14 protein-coding genes are annotated in these 15952 nt (G+C 55.9%); 2 read left to right on the top strand and 12 right to left on the bottom strand.

The features are described 5' to 3' along the window. Positions 1–38: 38 nt before the first annotated feature. On the top strand, positions 39–902 hold the full coding sequence (gene rsmI, locus SK51_RS07070) for a 16S rRNA (cytidine(1402)-2'-O)-methyltransferase (RefSeq protein ID WP_023307053.1): 864 nt from the start codon (positions 39–41) through the stop codon (positions 900–902). A 67-nt stretch (positions 903–969) separates the two neighbouring features. Here the strand turns inward: rsmI and SK51_RS07075 are convergent, their stop codons facing one another. The 11 genes from SK51_RS07075 to kbaZ all read right to left on the bottom strand — a co-directional run bounded on the left by SK51_RS07075 (position 970) and on the right by kbaZ (position 13066). After that, on the bottom strand, positions 970–2859 hold the full coding sequence (locus SK51_RS07075; protein WP_023307052.1) for an alpha-galactosidase: 1890 nt from the start codon (positions 2857–2859) through the stop codon (positions 970–972). A gap of 16 nt (positions 2860–2875) precedes the next feature. Then, the gene (locus tag SK51_RS07080) at positions 2876–4048 is read right to left on the bottom strand and encodes a MalY/PatB family protein (protein WP_023307051.1); all 1173 of its coding nucleotides are present in this window, start codon (positions 4046–4048) and stop codon (positions 2876–2878) included. 12 nt (positions 4049–4060) lie between these two features. Continuing rightward, positions 4061–5632 carry a maltose/glucose-specific PTS transporter subunit IIBC gene (gene malX / locus SK51_RS07085; protein WP_022649499.1) on the bottom strand — a complete coding sequence of 524 codons (1572 nt, stop codon included), beginning with the start codon at positions 5630–5632 and terminating at the stop codon, positions 4061–4063. A 116-nt stretch (positions 5633–5748) separates the two neighbouring features. Further along, the gene (kbaY, locus tag SK51_RS07090) at positions 5749–6621 is read right to left on the bottom strand and encodes a tagatose-bisphosphate aldolase subunit KbaY (RefSeq protein WP_003861740.1); all 873 of its coding nucleotides are present in this window, start codon (positions 6619–6621) and stop codon (positions 5749–5751) included. A 12-nt stretch (positions 6622–6633) separates the two neighbouring features. After that, positions 6634–7779, bottom strand: coding sequence for an SIS domain-containing protein (locus SK51_RS07095; protein ID WP_023307050.1), 1146 nt, complete (start codon positions 7777–7779; stop codon positions 6634–6636). A 246-nt stretch (positions 7780–8025) separates the two neighbouring features. Beyond that, positions 8026–9159 (bottom strand): N-acetylglucosamine-6-phosphate deacetylase, encoded by a 1134-nt coding sequence (gene nagA, locus SK51_RS07100; RefSeq protein WP_023307049.1) that lies wholly within the window; start codon positions 9157–9159, stop codon positions 8026–8028. After that, positions 9156–9590 (bottom strand): PTS galactosamine/N-acetylgalactosamine transporter subunit IIA, encoded by a 435-nt coding sequence (agaF, locus tag SK51_RS07105; protein WP_023307048.1) that lies wholly within the window; start codon positions 9588–9590, stop codon positions 9156–9158. Before agaF ends, nagA begins: the two co-directional genes overlap by 4 nt. Positions 9591–9606: 16 nt before the next feature. Further along, positions 9607–10485 (bottom strand): PTS N-acetylgalactosamine transporter subunit IID, encoded by an 879-nt coding sequence (agaE, locus tag SK51_RS07110; RefSeq protein WP_022649494.1) that lies wholly within the window; start codon positions 10483–10485, stop codon positions 9607–9609. Then, positions 10475–11254, bottom strand: a complete 780-nt coding sequence (agaW, locus tag SK51_RS07115; protein ID WP_003861730.1) for a PTS N-acetylgalactosamine transporter subunit IIC — start codon at positions 11252–11254, stop codon at positions 10475–10477. Before agaW ends, agaE begins: the two co-directional genes overlap by 11 nt. A 10-nt stretch (positions 11255–11264) precedes the next feature. Beyond that, positions 11265–11738, bottom strand: a complete 474-nt coding sequence (agaV, locus tag SK51_RS07120; RefSeq protein ID WP_003861728.1) for a PTS N-acetylgalactosamine transporter subunit IIB — start codon at positions 11736–11738, stop codon at positions 11265–11267. A 20-nt stretch (positions 11739–11758) separates the two neighbouring features. Beyond that, complete coding sequence (gene kbaZ, locus SK51_RS07125) at positions 11759–13066, bottom strand: tagatose-bisphosphate aldolase subunit KbaZ (protein ID WP_032676534.1); 1308 nt, start codon at positions 13064–13066, stop codon at positions 11759–11761. Between the two features lie 239 nt (positions 13067–13305). Between kbaZ and SK51_RS07130 the strand changes: the two genes are divergently transcribed. After that, positions 13306–14109 carry a DeoR family transcriptional regulator gene (locus SK51_RS07130; protein WP_015571958.1) on the top strand — a complete coding sequence of 268 codons (804 nt, stop codon included), beginning with the start codon at positions 13306–13308 and terminating at the stop codon, positions 14107–14109. Positions 14110–14216: 107 nt separating this feature from the next. Here SK51_RS07130 and garD read toward each other — a convergent pair whose 3' ends face one another. Then, the gene (garD, locus tag SK51_RS07135; protein WP_023307046.1) at positions 14217–15788 is read right to left on the bottom strand and encodes a galactarate dehydratase; all 1572 of its coding nucleotides are present in this window, start codon (positions 15786–15788) and stop codon (positions 14217–14219) included. Positions 15789–15952: the final 164 nt, after the last annotated feature.

Raw genomic sequence — 15952 nt, forward strand, 5'->3', positions numbered from 1 at the left:
GCAATGCTCAATATTAAATCGGCAATACGGACGAAACAATGAAACAACACGAAACGGCAGATAATTCTCAAGGCCAGCTTTATATTGTACCTACTCCTATCGGGAATTTGTCTGATATTACCCAACGTGCACTCACTGTATTGCAAGCTGTTGATTTAATTGCTGCTGAAGACACCCGTCATACCGGTTTACTGCTGCAGCACTTTGCCATTAACGCCCGTTTGTTTGCCCTGCACGATCACAATGAGCAACAAAAAGCCGAAACGCTGGTGGCGAAGTTGAAAGAAGGGCAGAACATCGCGCTGGTCTCCGATGCGGGTACGCCGCTTATCAACGATCCGGGCTACCATCTGGTGCGCACCTGCCGTGAAGCAGGGATCCGCGTTGTGCCGCTGCCGGGGCCGTGTGCTGCTATTGCCGCATTAAGTGCGGCGGGCCTGCCGTCCGATCGTTTCTGCTACGAAGGTTTCCTGCCTGCTAAATCCAAAGGCCGTCGCGACGTGTTAAAGGATCTGGAAGCAGAGCCGCGTACCCTGATTTTTTACGAATCAACCCACCGCCTGCTGGAAAGCCTGGAGGATATGGTTACCGTCTGGGGCGAATCCCGCTACGTGGTGCTGGCGCGCGAGCTGACCAAAACCTGGGAAACCATTCACGGCGCGCCGGTTGGCGAACTGCTGGCGTGGGTGAAAGAGGATGAGAACCGCCGCAAGGGCGAAATGGTGCTGATTGTCGAAGGGCATAAAGCGCAGGAAGACGCCCTGCCTGCCGATGCGCTGCGTACGCTGACCCTGCTACAGGCTGAACTGCCCCTGAAAAAAGCGGCGGCGCTGGCGGCGGAGATCCACGGCGTGAAGAAAAATGCGCTGTATAAATATGCGCTGGAGCAGCAGGGGGAGTAAGCCCCTGCCGCCTGTTTTGCCGGGTGACGGCTTCGCCTTACCCGGCCTACACCGTGTCAAAGCCTTACTATTTTCCCGGAATCGCCTCAAACACCAGCGTTTCCAGCGGTTGCAGCGTAATCACCACAGCGTTTTTATATTCCTCTGGTACGGTCGAATTACTGCCGTACACGGCTTTCAGGGTAAACTGCGAGCGCTCTCCTGCCGGGATCTCAAAATCTTTGGTTAAATCCAGGTAGTAACGTTGCGGCTTATCCGACGGGTTGCGTAAACCAAAAATCGCTTTGTCTTTACTCCATGAGGCCCAGCCGTAAACCTCAAGCGAAGTTGGGTCACCGCCAATCCAGTGCGTATCCACCAGCACGCTGGCATTCTCACGCGACCACTTCGCCGCCTGTGCCAGGGTGTCCCACTTCGCCTTGTTAAGCATGGACGGCGTGATGTACAGCTCCTGAAGTTGAGTTCCGGTCGCGAAGTAGCTCCAGACCTGATCGGCAAAATCACCGTCCGTTTGTACTTTCTCCAGTCCATAGTAAGCGTTCTCTGCACTGACGATCCCGTGGTACATCAGGGAGTTCAGCGGGAACAGCGGGCCTTTGCGTACGATGGAGCGATAAGTTTCGGCATCCCGGTAGGTCATCCACTGCTGCACTGGCGTGCCGGGACCGTACAGGTTGATATCATCGCCCTGACGCCAGATTGAATCAGCATAGAACAGCCAGGACGGGCTCGCGTCGGTCCCGGTGGTCAGGTTGATAAACAGGTTCGGGTTTGCGCTGCGCATGTTGTGCAGCAGGGCAATGGACGCGTCAAAATCCGATGCAAATGGGCTGCCCTTGATATGCGAATTGGCGTTACCCATTCCGTCGAGTTTGAACGAGGTAATGTGCTCGTTTTTGATCAGCTTAATGATCTGATCGTTAAAGTTTTTAAAGTAGTTCGGCCCCGACAGCGCCAGCTTGCCGTCTACGGTTTCGAAACCATACTCTTTTGCATGCGAGACGCGAATATCGCGCGGCTTGTTGTAACCGCCCCACGGTGAAAGCCACAGCCCAACCGAGCTATGCAGGCTATCGGCTTTTTCCCTGACTTTGCCAAAACCGTTGCTGAATGCCGGGCCAAACAGCCAGCGTCCGGTGCGATCGTCCCAGCCATCGTCCAGCAGGAACGCGTCCAGCGCCACCCCGCGTCCGGCAATAAATTCTTTATTCCATTCGTCCATCCGCCCAATGACATCCTGCTCGGAGTAAGGAGTAAAGAAGCCAATGTCCATCCAGCTGTTGTAGTGCAGATAAGGCTTATAAGGCCGCGGGCGCACGGCATCGATAAACTGGTTTACGCTTCGCCGCAGCTGATTAGTTTCCGGGAAAGTGCCGAACCAGGTGGTAAAACTGACCGGTGTCTCAGGCAGAATTGGCGTTTTCAGCTCCACGTTGAGGTTCGTGGTGGCTTCATAAGCGTAAGTATTCACAATCGGTTTGTCTGGCAGGATGAAGAACGAGTCGGCCACGATTGGCGAGCTGTTAATCGCCCCGTCAACGTAAGGTGCCTGAGACTGCTTCTTCGTCGGGAAGAAGGTCATTTTCGCTACGTCCCGCGGCTGCCCGACGGCGGCGATGGTGTAGCCGATGCTGGCGTATTTTCCCTTCACCAAGTTCAGTTTCACCGTTACGTTAAAATCCGGATGCGTAAAGTCGATGACTATCGCGTTGTCCTGCTTTTCGACGTGCTTGATTTTGAAATCAGCGGTGTGGATTTTTGTTTCATCCGGCAGCGTCAGAAAGAACAACTCCTGGGGCGTGAGCGGATGGTTAGCTTTGCTGTCCGTTACTACTACCGTTGCATTTGCATCATCAAACGAAAGGGCAATATTGTTGTTACTGAGCGCGTAGTTTGCTGCCGCCGCGCCATGAGAAACACAGAGAGCCAGCAGCGAGAGAGTGAGCCTTGTTTTCATCGGGGTAAGATCCTTATCAGTAATGCTTCAGCATTCGGTTGATGGACTGTTCCAGCCAGTAGCGCTGGGTGCCGAAGTTAATACGCAGGTAGTTTTCGCCGTTTTGTACGTAGTGGCTGCCATCTTCGATGACCACGCCAGCCTGTTTGGCGAAATGTTGGGTTAGCGCCGTCGCACTGCGATCGTCCGCACTGACGTCTATCCAGGCGAGATACGACGACTCCGGGTTCATCATCTTCCATGCAGGGAAGTGGGTCTGGATGGCATCCGCAAGGTAGCGGGCATTGCCGCGCAGATAACCATTCAGCGCGTCGAGCCATGGCAGACCTTGCTGATAGGCCAGAATAATCCCCCACACGCCGAAGATATTCGGCGAGGTAATGGAGTTCTTCTCCAACTGCTGGCGGAAACGCTGGCGCAGCGAATCGTCTGGAATCATTGAGTAGGATGTTTTTAGCCCGCCAAGGTTGAAGGCTTTATTGGGGGAGGTCAGCACAATCAGGTTGTCCTGGGCGGCACAGCCCGAAGTCAGACAGCTGACGAATGTACCGTCCAGAATGTGCTCGGCGTGAACCTCATCAACCACCAGAATCGTGCCGTAGCGCTTACAGAGATCGGACACCTGGCGTATCTCATCCGCGCGCCAGATGCGGCCCGAGGGGTTATGCGGCGAGCAGAAGAACCACAGTTTTGGACGGTGAGTTTTGAGCTGAACTTCAATCAGATTAAAATCCAGCTGATAGCGGTTTTCCTTCACGCTCAGCGGATTTGCAAGCACCCGCACGCCCTGTCGCTGTGTCGCCATCGCAAACGGGTCATACACCGGGGTGTTCATCATCACGCAGTCGCCGGGATTGCAGAACGCCTGAACCGTATAGTGCAGCGTAGAAACGGTGCCGTAGGTCAGGGTGATCCATGACTTATGCACCTCAACCTGATGACGGGTGCGCTGGAAGGCGATGACCGCATCGTAGAATTCGTCGAAGCACCAGGTGTAACCGAAGGTGCCATGCTCCACGATGCGCTGGAAGCCTTCAATCACGGCGGGTGGCGAGGTGAAATCCATGTCTGCTATCCACAGCGGGATAAATCCCTCCGGGACATCACCGAAACGCGAACACACAAACGCATGATCCCATTTACGGCATTTATCGCTTTTACGCTCAATGATTCTGTCGAAATCAAACACAACGACCCCCTGTTAAATTAAGGCTTCAATGCCGGATTTGACGCTCTGCACCTGTGGGCCGATGATCACCTGAACGCTGTGGGCATCAAGCACCACGACTGACAAGGCGCCAGCGGCCTTCAGCGCCTGCTGGTCGATAAGCCCCATATCTTTCACCACCAGACGTAAGCGGGTAATGCAGTTGTCGAGCGACTCAATATTCTCTTTACCGCCAAGCGCGCGAAGAATAAGCCCATGATCGTATTTTGATTTTCCACGTGCCCGGGTATTGGCTTCCACCGCCTGGAGCGCACCCTGCGCGTCAACCTCACGGCCTGGCGTTTTTATATCGTGCTTGAGGATGTACCAGCGGAAGACGAAGAAGTAGATAGCAAACCAGGCAATACCCACCGGGAACAGCAGATACCATTTGGTCGACATCCCCTGCATGACGCCGAAGATCAGCAGATCCAGAATACCGCCGTCAGTGTTGCCGATGGTGACGCCGAGCAGCGCCATCACCATCAGCGCCAGGCCAGACATAACGATATGAAACGCGTAAAGCACAGGGGCAATAAACAGGAACAGGAACTCAATCGGCTCTGAAATACCCGTGACAACTGAAACCAGCACGCCTGAAAGCAGCAGCCCTTTAATCACCGGACGGTTTTCCGGGCGCGCGGTGCGGTAGATAGCGTAAGCCACGGCAGGCAGGCCGAAGATAAAGGTCGGCATAAACCCTTGCGATAAAAATGCTGTAACGTGCGGGCTAAACGGCAGGCCCGCTTTCAGCTCGGCGTAGAAAATGTTCAGCGCACCGGCCACTTCCTGGCCGTTAACCATCTCAATGCCGCCCGCCGGGGTGAAGCGCACCATCGCCAGCAGGATGTGATGCAGGCCAAAAGGTTTGAGTAGCAGCACGCCCACGCCATACAGGAACGGCCCAAAGACGCTGGTGCTCTGGATGATATGACCAATCCCGGCAATGCCCATTGCCACATATTCCCACAGCAGGGGGATGACCAGGCCGACCAGCGACAGGGTGAGGGCGGTAACAATCGGTACAAAACGAATGCCGCTAAAGAAGGCAAATGCGTCGTGCAGCACCGTGTCCTGGAAGCGTTCGTGCAGGAAGTAGGTGATCACCCCTACCACAATACCGCCGAGCACGCCCATCTCCAGCGTTTGAATGCCAAGCACGATGGATTGTCCCACCTGTCTCATGGTGGCGGCATCCGCAAGCTGGTGGGTGGCGGTCAGGTAGTAGTTGATGCTCATGTTCATCAGCATGTAGCCAACGAATCCGGCAAAAGCGCCCACCGCTTTATTACGTCTGGCAAGGCCCATTGGGATCGCCATGGCAAACATCAGCGGCAGATAGGTAAAAGCAAAGCCACCGACCATGGCGATAAAACCAAAGGTGAGCTGCGTTAACTCGCCGCCCAGAAAGGGAAAACTTTTGATGGTGGAAGGGCTGGTGACAGAACTACCGATACCTAACAACAACCCCATAAAGGCCAATAGCGAAACCGGGAACATAAACGTCTTTCCCAGGCTCTGGAAAAACTCCCACGCTTTCGATTTAAACGACTTTTCCTGTGTCATGTAGGGACTCCTCGGATTTTTAGGATAATGGAAGGCGCTGTCCGGCTTAAGGACGCGCCTTCATATTTGCGAGGCTTATAGTTATTTTTTAGGTACTAACGTTATGCGCGATGGGTTCAGGCTTCAGCCGGAAGCAGCAGCCGGTTCGCCGAGCCGCAAACGGTGATTTTGCTTCTGACCACCTCTTTCATGGCATCCATGCCGACGCGCATGTAGAAGCGCGGATCGTTGCCCTGTGGGTTCTCGGCAAACCAGGCTTTGACTGCGTCAGAGAAGGCGATTTTCAGCTCTGTTGCGACGTTAACTTTGCAGACGCCCAGCTCAATGGTGCGGCGCACATCCTCATCCGGAACATCGCTCGCACCGTGCAGTACCAGCGGCACTGTCACTACCTCGCGGATCTCGGCCAGCCGCTGGAAGTCGATTTTTGGGCGTTTGGTATAGAGGCCGTGCGCGGTTCCGATGGCAACGGCGAGGCTGTCCACGCCTGTCAGTTCGACAAAGCGTTTTGCTTCCTGCGGGTCTGTCAGGAACGCGCTTTCGGCGTCGACGCTCATGTCATCTTCCACTCCACCCAGTCGGCCCAGTTCGGCCTCGACGCTACAGTCGTTGAGGTGACAGAAATCGACGACCGATTTCACCAGCTTGACGTTTTGTTCGAAGGGGTAATGGCTACCGTCGATCATTGCGCTACGTACGCCGGCATGGACTTTGCGGCGAATGTCATCCAGCGATTCGTGGTGATCGAGGTGTAGCGCCAGCGGCATGTCATAAGTAAGGGAATATGCGCTGCACAAGGCGTAGATCTCTTCCAGCGCAATATGTTTAAACGTCCCCGGCGTACCCGCGAGGATCACCGGGGATCGCATTTCGCTACAGACTTCGAGGATCGCCTGGATCGTCTCGGCGTTATGAATGTTAAAGGCCGGAACGGCATAGCCCTTTGCCTGTGCGTCCTGCAAAAGATATTTGGTGGAAATAATACTCATGAGCCTGTCCTCTTAAGCCTGCCACGGATGAATAACGACGCCCTGGACCACACGGTTAACCGTACCGCTGGCGGATGGCGTATCTGGCGTATTGCCAACGTGCAGAGACTGGGTCAGTGCGAAGACCTGGGCGTACATCAGGAAGCAGAACGCCTGCTCCATATCGTTAAATGAACGAGAAGGCGGCAGCAGGATATGCGGGCCAGCTTCAATGACCGGATCCGTTTCGGCTGCAATCGCTACTACCCGCATAGCCTGACGATCGCGACGTAGCTCGGCGAGCAGATCCAGATCGTACTGACGCGTGTACGGATGGCTGGAGACAAACACGACGACCAGCGTTTCGTTGTCCACCAGTGACTTAGGCCCGTGACGGAAACCCGTTGGCGAATCGTAGAATGCCGCCAGCTTGCCGGCGGTCAGCTCCAGCACTTTCAGCGCAGACTCCCGTGCGGCGCCCTGTAATCCACCGCTGCCCAGATAAACAATGCGTTTCCACGGTTCGTTACCAAAGACGCCGGGGCTGAAATCGCCAAGCGAAGTGAGGATCGCCTGACAGCGATCGGACACGTTCCGGAACGTTTTGCTGTTGATCGTTTCCGGTGCGAATACCGCCAGGCAGCTCGCCATCATGGTGGTGATGCTGCTTGTCATCGCGAACCCGCGATCGTGCGTTTCGGCTGGCATGAGCAGAGCGCAGGCGTTATCGCTGTCGACGGCATTCTGGTACAGGCTGCCCGCTTCATTACAGGTGATCGACAGGTGGTAGCACTCCGGTACGAACTGATTCGCCAGCTCAACGGCGGCGACGCTCTCCGGGCTATTGCCAGAACGGGCGAAAGAGACCAGAAGCAGCGGGTGCGTAGGGCTGAAATAATCCATCGGGTTGGTGACCAGATCGGTCGTAGGTATCGCGGTGATGTTTTTCCCCGTGTGGCTGGCAAGCCATGGCGCAATGATGTCGCCGATAAAAGCGGACGTACCCGCGCCGGTCAGAACGATCCGCAGATCGGGCTTGCGCAACAGTGGCGTCAGAAAACTGTCGATCGACGCGCGCAGATTATCAATATTGTTGAGCGAGCGAAGCCAGCTGGCTGGCTGCTGGCGGATCTCTTTTTCGGTCCAGGTGCCGGTGGTGGCGGTAGTGGTTTGTGGCATAACTCAGTCCTTAGTCGTGTGAATTCCACATCAGACGCTGGCAAACGTGTCGCTATCTTTCGTTTCGTTTCACTTGTTCACTTTAGCAGTTAAATAAAATCTATAGAAAAGAAATCGAAAGTTCAATGGCGTAAAAGAAATAAAACGAAAAGTGTGATCGCGAAAGGAAAGGAGAAAATCAAGGAAAGGAAAAGAAAGGCCTTACGATCGTCTTCCGTAAGGCCAACAGGGCACACTGTGAAAGGGCTACAGGGAAAGAGCCTGACCCTGGATCCAAATCTGCCGGAGGTGTAAACCCGCATCCAGCGCAATAATATTGGCGCGTTTGCCAGGCGCTAACGATCCCAGCAGGTGATCCATACCGAGCAGACGGGCGGGATGCAGTGAAGCCATATGGATAGCTTGCTCTGGGGCGACCCCCGTATGCTCCACCATATTTCGCACGGCGGCATCCAGCGCGAGCGTGCTGCCCGCCAGCCCGCCTGAGGCCGTGCGGACAACGCCGCCCTGCATCTCGACATTTCCACCACACAACGTATAGCGTCCATCAGGCATACCCGCCGCCTGCATGGCATCGGTAATCAGCACCGTACGATCCTTCGCGCAGCAACAACACAGCCGCATGGCTCCAGGATGAACGTGATGCCCGTCGGCAATAAGCTCCAGCCACGCGCGTGGGTCCGTAAGGCCAGCGCCAACCATGCCGGGCTCCCGGTGGTGTAACCCCGTCATGCCGTTGTAGCAGTGCACCAGCCCGGCTGCGCCTGCATCAAATGCGGCCAGGGTTTGCGCGTATGTAGCGGCGCTGTGGCCCAGCATGACGCGTATCCCTTTTTGCTTGAGGTGATGGATCGCCTTCAGGGCTTCCGCTTTTTCCGGAGCAAGCGCCACTACCCGCAGCGTGTTCTGCGAAACCGCAATCAGATCATCAAGTTCCGCGAGATCCAGTTCGCGAAACAGTTCTTGCGGATGTGCCCCTTTGTTCTGCGGCGTAAAGTACGGGCCTTCCAGATAGCTGCCCAGGACCTGCGCACCGGGGCCACCGACATGACAGCGTCGGGCAATGCGCCGTAACGCGCTATGGATCGCCTCCAGCGGAGCGGTGACGGTGGTAGGCAGAAACGCCCCCACGCCTTCACGCGCTTTATGCATGGCTAACCGGTCCAGCACGTCGGGGGCATCATCCATCACATCCACACCCGCGCCGCCGTGGACGTGGATATCAATGTATGCCGGGCAAAGCAGGTCTGCCTCGCGGGTGTTAACCCCTGCCGGAATCGGCTCGATGGCGGTGATGACGCCCCTATCCATGCGCAGCTGATGGTCATCCAGCCAGCCCTGCCCGGTAAGCAGACGACGCGCGCGCAGCAGCTGGCTCATATCCCTTCCTCGGCGGGCGCTTCCTCGCGACAGCGTGCAAGCTCATCCACCAGGCTGGTCAGGCCGCGATGGCCGCACTCCAGCGCCTGCAAACGAAATGCTTCACTGCTTAACCCGTCGCGCTCCAGAACCATCTCCAGCAAAAGCTGGAGATTGGTGCCGGTGATCACTTCGCTGCCGGGGTGTTGCATCGCGAGGGTAGAGGCCACACGAAACGGCGTACCGCCGAGAAGATCGGTGAGAAACACGATATCGTGTTCTGCATCCAAATCATTCACTGCCTGCTTAAGCTGCGCGGTCAGCCGCGCAGTGGTGGAGCTTTCCGGAAAATCGATGGCGATAAACTGCGGCTGTTCGCCGAGGATTTGCTTCATCGCCTGTTCCAGCCCGCTGGCAAAACCGCCATGACCCGTCAAAATAATGCCTAACATCGCAACCTCTTTGCTTTTACAGGAAGTGACAGAATTTACCGACAACGCCCAGCACCACGGTGATACCAATCAGGCGCAGCGGGCTCCAGCCACGGCGTACCAGCCAGAACATGGTCAGGGTGTAGACCAGCGGCAGAAAGGCGGGCATCAGTTTGTCGATCACGTCGGTTTGCAGTTTGACGACCGCATCCCCGGCTTTAATCTCGAGTGTGGTATTCAGGCGCACATAGGTTGCCACCAGTGCACCAATCACCGTCATCCCGACAATGGACGCAGCATGACCAACCTTTTTGGTGTTGGCCTTGATCAGCGGGATCGCGGCGACACCCATCCGGTAGGCATAGTGCGCCAGACCAAAACGCAGGCCGAGATGCACCACGTTAAACAGCACGATAAAGACCACGGCGCCAAGAATGGATCCCTGTAGCGCCAGGCTGGCGCCAATCCCCCCGCAAATAGGCAGCAGGGTTAGCCAGAACATGGCGTCACCAATGCCACCGAGCGGTGCACCGACGGCAATTTTAGTGCTCTGGATGCTGTTCACATCCTGCTTGGAACGCTCCATTGCCAGAATAATGCCGATGACGAAGGTCACCAGGAACGGGTGGGTGTTAAAGAAGCCCATATGGCCTTTCATGGCGCGCGCCAGGTCCCGCTTATTGGTGTGGATCTTTTTCAGCGCGGGCAGTAGCCCATACAGCCAGCCGGAGGCCTGCATTCGCTCGTAGTTGAACGAGGCCTGTAGCAGCATGGAACGCCAGGCGACACGGTTAATATCCTTTTTCGTTAGCTCAGCGCCAATACTCTGGTCTTCGTAGACGTTTTCATTCACGCCGGTCAGCAGCGTCTCTTCACTTTCAGACACGCCCGGCAGGGTGGTTGGATTAGATGCCATCTTCAAATTCCTCTTTCTGGGCCGCAGGCGCCGTCGGTTCAGGCGATTTGCGCAGCAGGTCGATCAGCGCCATCGCCAGCGCAGCCGCGGCAATCGCCAGCACCGGCAGTTTCAGCCAGGCCGCGGCGACAAAGCCGATAATGAAGTAAGGGATGTAGACGTTTTTCATCATGATCTTCAGCAGCACGGCGAAGCCGATAGCTGGCATGATACCGCCCGCGACGCCCAGACCGTCGATCAGACGTTCCGGCAGGACATCAATGGCGGTTTTCGCGTGTTCAGCCCCGAAGTAGATGGGCAGAAACGCACACAGGAAGTAGAAGACGCCGAGCGCCAGCAGTGCCAGATAGTTGACCCGTTCAATACCACGGGTGTCTGCGTTAGCCGCCATGCGATCGCAGCGGGACATCACGCCGGACATCACCGAGAAGAGGAAAGTGATCCCCATCTGAACCGCCACGGCAAACGGCACGGCGACTCCAACTGCGACATCCGGTTTCACGCCTGTGGTAATGGCAAATGTGGTGCCAACGATGGTGCCGATAATCACGTTTGGCGGCTGCGCGCCCGCCAGCGGCGCGAGACCCATCCAGACCAGTTCTAACGTACCGCCGGTCAGAATTCCGGTGTGCAGATCGCCCAGAATCAGGCCAACCAGTGGCCCGAGCACCACCGGACGGTGCATGTGTGTTAAGCCGTTAAACATATCCAGGCCCGCGATAAAGGCGAGAAGCCCCAGCGCGAAAGCCTGCAACAGACTGATTTCCATTGTGAATCCCTCAGAGCAGTTTAAAGAGATCCAAAGCAGTCTCTGTTGGAACGCCCTGAACGAAGCATTCCACTCCGGCCGCCTTCAGGCCGTTAAACGCGGCGATATCGTTCGCGTCTACAGATACCGTTTTGGCAATTTGCTGTTTGCCACTGGCATAATGCATATTTCCGACGTTGATACGGGTGATAGGCACGCCGCCCTCGACCAGCGTTAAAAAATCAGCCGGTGTTTTACAGACCAGCAGAATTTTCTGCCGATCGGCGGCGCGATGAATGTTGTCGATCACTTTTTGCAGGGACCAGAAACGCACGGCGATGCCTTCCGCAAGCACCATCTCCATCAGGTTTTGCTGAACCGGATCGTCTGCAACCTCGTCATTTGCCACCAGCACCAGGTTCGCCCCCGCAAACCCCACCCACTGTACGCCCACCTGACCGTGGATCAGGCGTTCATCAATGCGGCATAAGACAATGTTTGGCATAGCGTTTTCCTCTTTTTTAATTATGCGTGTTGAGTCGTTACGCCTTCGCAGGCGGTATGGTACTGCTGGAGTATGTCCTGAATGTGGTCGAGAATGAGCTCCCGTGGTATGGACCTGAGAGCACCCTCGCGAACTTTGCTGTACTGCAACGGCAGATACTGGCTGATCAGCGGCAGCGGGATCGGTTCATCCGCCAGGTTGCGTACCAGTCGCTCAAAAGCCTCGTCAATCTGGCTGTCTGGCCAGTAATAGCGCACGCGGTCGGAATAGCTGTAACCGCGGGCCAGGCGACGGGCATTGCCGTCGCCGTGATAGTGGCTTTGCCAGTATTCCGGGCGATCGAGCATCACGTTTTCCAGGACGTGACGCAGTCCTGAGCAGGCTTTTGCCGGCAAAAGCTCTTCTTCAATTGCAGCCAGTGAGAACAGCGCTTCGCGCAGCGCGAAGGTTAGCGCAGGGCCGACTTTCAGAATGGCGAAGTGATCTTTCACCAACTGGCGCAGCGCCTGCGGCGTCTGGTAATCGGTAGAGTGTGCTTCAAATACGAGCGTGTCGTAGGCTTCAACCATCTTGCTCAGTGCGACGGCTTTATGCGGTTGATAGTCACAAACATGCGCATGGTCGAACTCAACGCCAGGCTGAACCACCAGGCCAATAATGCGCGGCCAGATGTCGCTTAACCCTTCCTTCTCGAATGCGTGGCGGTGTGCCTCAAGCGTGGCACGTGCCGCCTCTGGTGTGGTGACCTCAAGCTCGGTCAGCGTTTCGTGTGCCCCACCGGGAACCGGAACTTCCGTGCCGATAACGTAGACCAGATCCGCTACGCCAAATTGCTCGATACAGGTGGTTTCGGCAATTTTAGCCAGCCGAGCGGCACGCCCGGCAACGATTGCATCGGTTAAAGGAACCGGATCGTCTTCGCAGGACATGCTGCAATCGAGGTGAATTTTTTTAAATCCGGCCGCCACGTAGCTTCTGATCAGATCGTCGGCGTTCGCCATCGCCTGCAAAGCTGGCAGGTTTTGCCAGCGGTTAGGACCTAAATGATCGCCGCCAAGGATCAGCTGTGAGGTGGGGAAACCGAGGGATCCCGCCAGATTGCAGACAAACCCATAAAAATCGGCGGGCGTCATACCGGTATAGCCGCCAAATTGATCCACCTGGTTTGAGGTGGCTTCAATCAGCAGAGGCGTCTGTTGTGAATGGGCGTAACGAATTGCAGCTTCAAGTACCAATGGATGTGCGGAACAGACGGCGTAAATCCCGTTTGTATTCCCCCGTTTATGTTGTTCCACCATTTCTGTCAGATGTTTCACTTTCCTCTCCATTTCGGATGGTGTTGGTATTCATCTTTCGTTTTGTTTCATTTGATACTGCATTATGGTGGGGTAAAAATAAAACGAAAGATAATAGTTTTCCGATCTGTTTCACAAAAGAAACATAATGAAAGGTTTCAGCGGCGGTTAAGCTTGCGTCTGCTCACCATACAGGGCTTGCATTCCCTCAAAAGAAAGGCGTTAATAAGCAAAACGAAATGAAACGAAAGTTTATTTACTAAGGAGCTCGTATGAGCAGCACCGATTCATCCGCAGAGAAGCGCATCACCGGCACCAGTGAAAGGCGAGAGCAGATCATTCAGCGGTTGCGGGCGCAGGGAAGCGTGCAAGTTAACGATCTTTCTCTTTTATACGGCGTGTCGACGGTGACGATCCGTAACGATCTGGCCTTTCTGGAAAAGCAGGGGATTGCCGTTCGCGCTTACGGCGGCGCGCTGATTTGTGAAGGTAATGCCCCCGGCGTGGAGCCGTCCGTTGAGGACAAAAGTTCCCTTAATACGGCTGTGAAGCGCAGCATCGCGCAGGCGGCGGCTGAACTGGTGAAGCCGGGTCATCGCATTATTCTGGACTCCGGCACCACAACCTTTGAAATTGCCCGCATGCTGCGCCAGCATACCGATGTCATTGCCATGACCAACGGGATGAACGTGGCAAACGCGCTGCTGGAAGCGGAGGGAGTGGAGCTGCTGATGACCGGCGGGCACTTGCGCCGTCAGTCGCAGTCCTTCTATGGTGACCAGGCGGAGCAGTCCTTACAGAATTACCATTTTGACCTGCTGTTCCTGGGCGTCGATGCCATCGATCTCGATCGGGGGGTGAGTACGCACAACGAGGATGAAGCCCGTCTGAACCGGAAAATGTGCGAGGTGGCGGAGCGTATTATCGTTGTCACTGATTCCAGCAAGTTTAACCGTTCAAGCCTGCATAAAATCATTGATACTCAGCGGATCGACATGATTATCGTTGATGAAGGTATTCCGGCGGAAAGCCTGGAAGGGTTACGCAAAAGCGGGATCGATGTGGTGCTGGTCTAAAGAGGCTTTTCCCCTCACCCTAACCCTCTCCCCATAGGGGAGAGGGGACTGCTCGGTGCGGTTTTTTTACCCTCTCCCCGGTGGGGAGAGGGCAGGGTGAGGGGCCATCATGTCACCGGTGCCGGGTTAAACACCGCCAGCGAGTTATGCAATCCCCATTGATCGGAGAAGGTTTTCTTCCGCCCGCTTGCCACATCCAGAATGAAGTGGAACAGCTTCCAGCCCACCTCTTCAATACTCTCTTCCCCGGTGGCGATGGTGCCCGCGTTGATATCCATTAAGTCATACCAGCGGTTTGCCAGCTCGGTGCGGGTCGCCATTTTGATCACCGGTACCGCCATCAGGCCGTACGGCGTGCCGCGTCCGGTGGTAAAGACCTGTACCGTAATGCCGGATGCTACCTGCTGGGTGCCGCACACGAAATCACTGGCAGGCGTTGCCGCGTAGATCAGACCGCGTTTGGTTGGTCGCTGGCCAGGTGAGAGCACTTCCACAATCGCGCTCTGGCCGGATTTGGCAATCGACCCGAGGGCCTTTTCCACCACGTTCGCCAGGCCGCCTTTCTTGTTACCCGGGGACGGGTTGGCGCTGCGGTCGGTTTTGCCCATGTCGAGATAGTTATCGTACCAGGCCATCTCCTCCAGCAGGCGTTTGCCCACCTCTTCGTTAACGGCGCGCGGCGTGAGCAGGTGGATAGCATCACGCACTTCGGTGACTTCGGAGAACATCACCGTGGCGCCGCAGCGCACGAACAGATCGGAGGCATAACCTACCGCCGGGTTAGCGGTGACGCCGGAAAACGCATCGCTGCCGCCACACTGTGTCCCAACCACCAGTTCAGAGGCCGGGCAGGTTTCACGCTGGCGTTTGTTCAGCTTCTCCAGATGGCGCTCTGCCACCTGTAAAATGTCGTCGACCATCGATCTGAAGCCGACATGGTGTTCATCCTGAAGACGCACAATACTGGCCTCGTCAACCGGAATGGCTTTCACATCCTCAGTACCCTGCAACAGGCGTTCTGGCTGCAATTTTTCACAGCCGAGGCCAATCACCATCACCTCGCCGCCAAAGTTCGGGTTAAGGGCGATATTGTGGATCGTGCGGATCGGCACGACCGCTGCGGGCGCGTTGATCGCCACGCCGCAGCCGTACAGGTGGTTAAGCCCCACCACGCCGTCAACGTTGGGGTATTTCGGCAGCAGATCGCGCTCAATAATTTTCACCACGTAATCCACGACACCCGCCACGCAATGCACGCTGGTGGTGATGCCAAGCAGGTTTTTGGTTCCCACACTGCCATCCGCGTTGCGGTAACCTTCGAAGGTATAACCCTCCAGCGGAGGTAACGGCTCAGGGACGCGGGTAGCCAGCGGCAACGTCTCCAGCGGCGGGGCGGTGGGCAGTTCAACCAGCGACTCCTCAATCCAGCTACCCTGCGGGATAGCGCGCACCGCATAGCCGATGACTTCGCCGTAGCGCACGATTTCGCCCTGCGCCGGGATATCGACCAGTGCGACTTTGTGCCCCTGCGGAATGTGCTCAATCAGCTCCAGCCCGTCCGGAAAGCGGGTACCCGCTTTTAAGCCATTGTCGTTGACAATAATCGCCACGTTATCGGTATCGTGCACTTTTATATAGAACGCCGTCGGCGACGCCTGTCGAATTTCAATATCGGCCATTGTTCACTCATCTCCAGCAAAATATCTGATACTAAATATAGCCAGATGGTTAATCGTTTCTTATTGAGGAAATAAAGAATGTCAGGAGAGGAAAAGTGAGAATGTGATCGCGATCGCTCCCGAAACACTAATCGTTGATTCTGTGCATCAGCGCCCACTGCATT

It is taken from the genome of Enterobacter sp. MGH85, assembly GCF_001037655.1.
GTDB classification, from domain to species: Bacteria; Pseudomonadota; Gammaproteobacteria; order Enterobacterales; family Enterobacteriaceae; genus Enterobacter; species Enterobacter intestinihominis.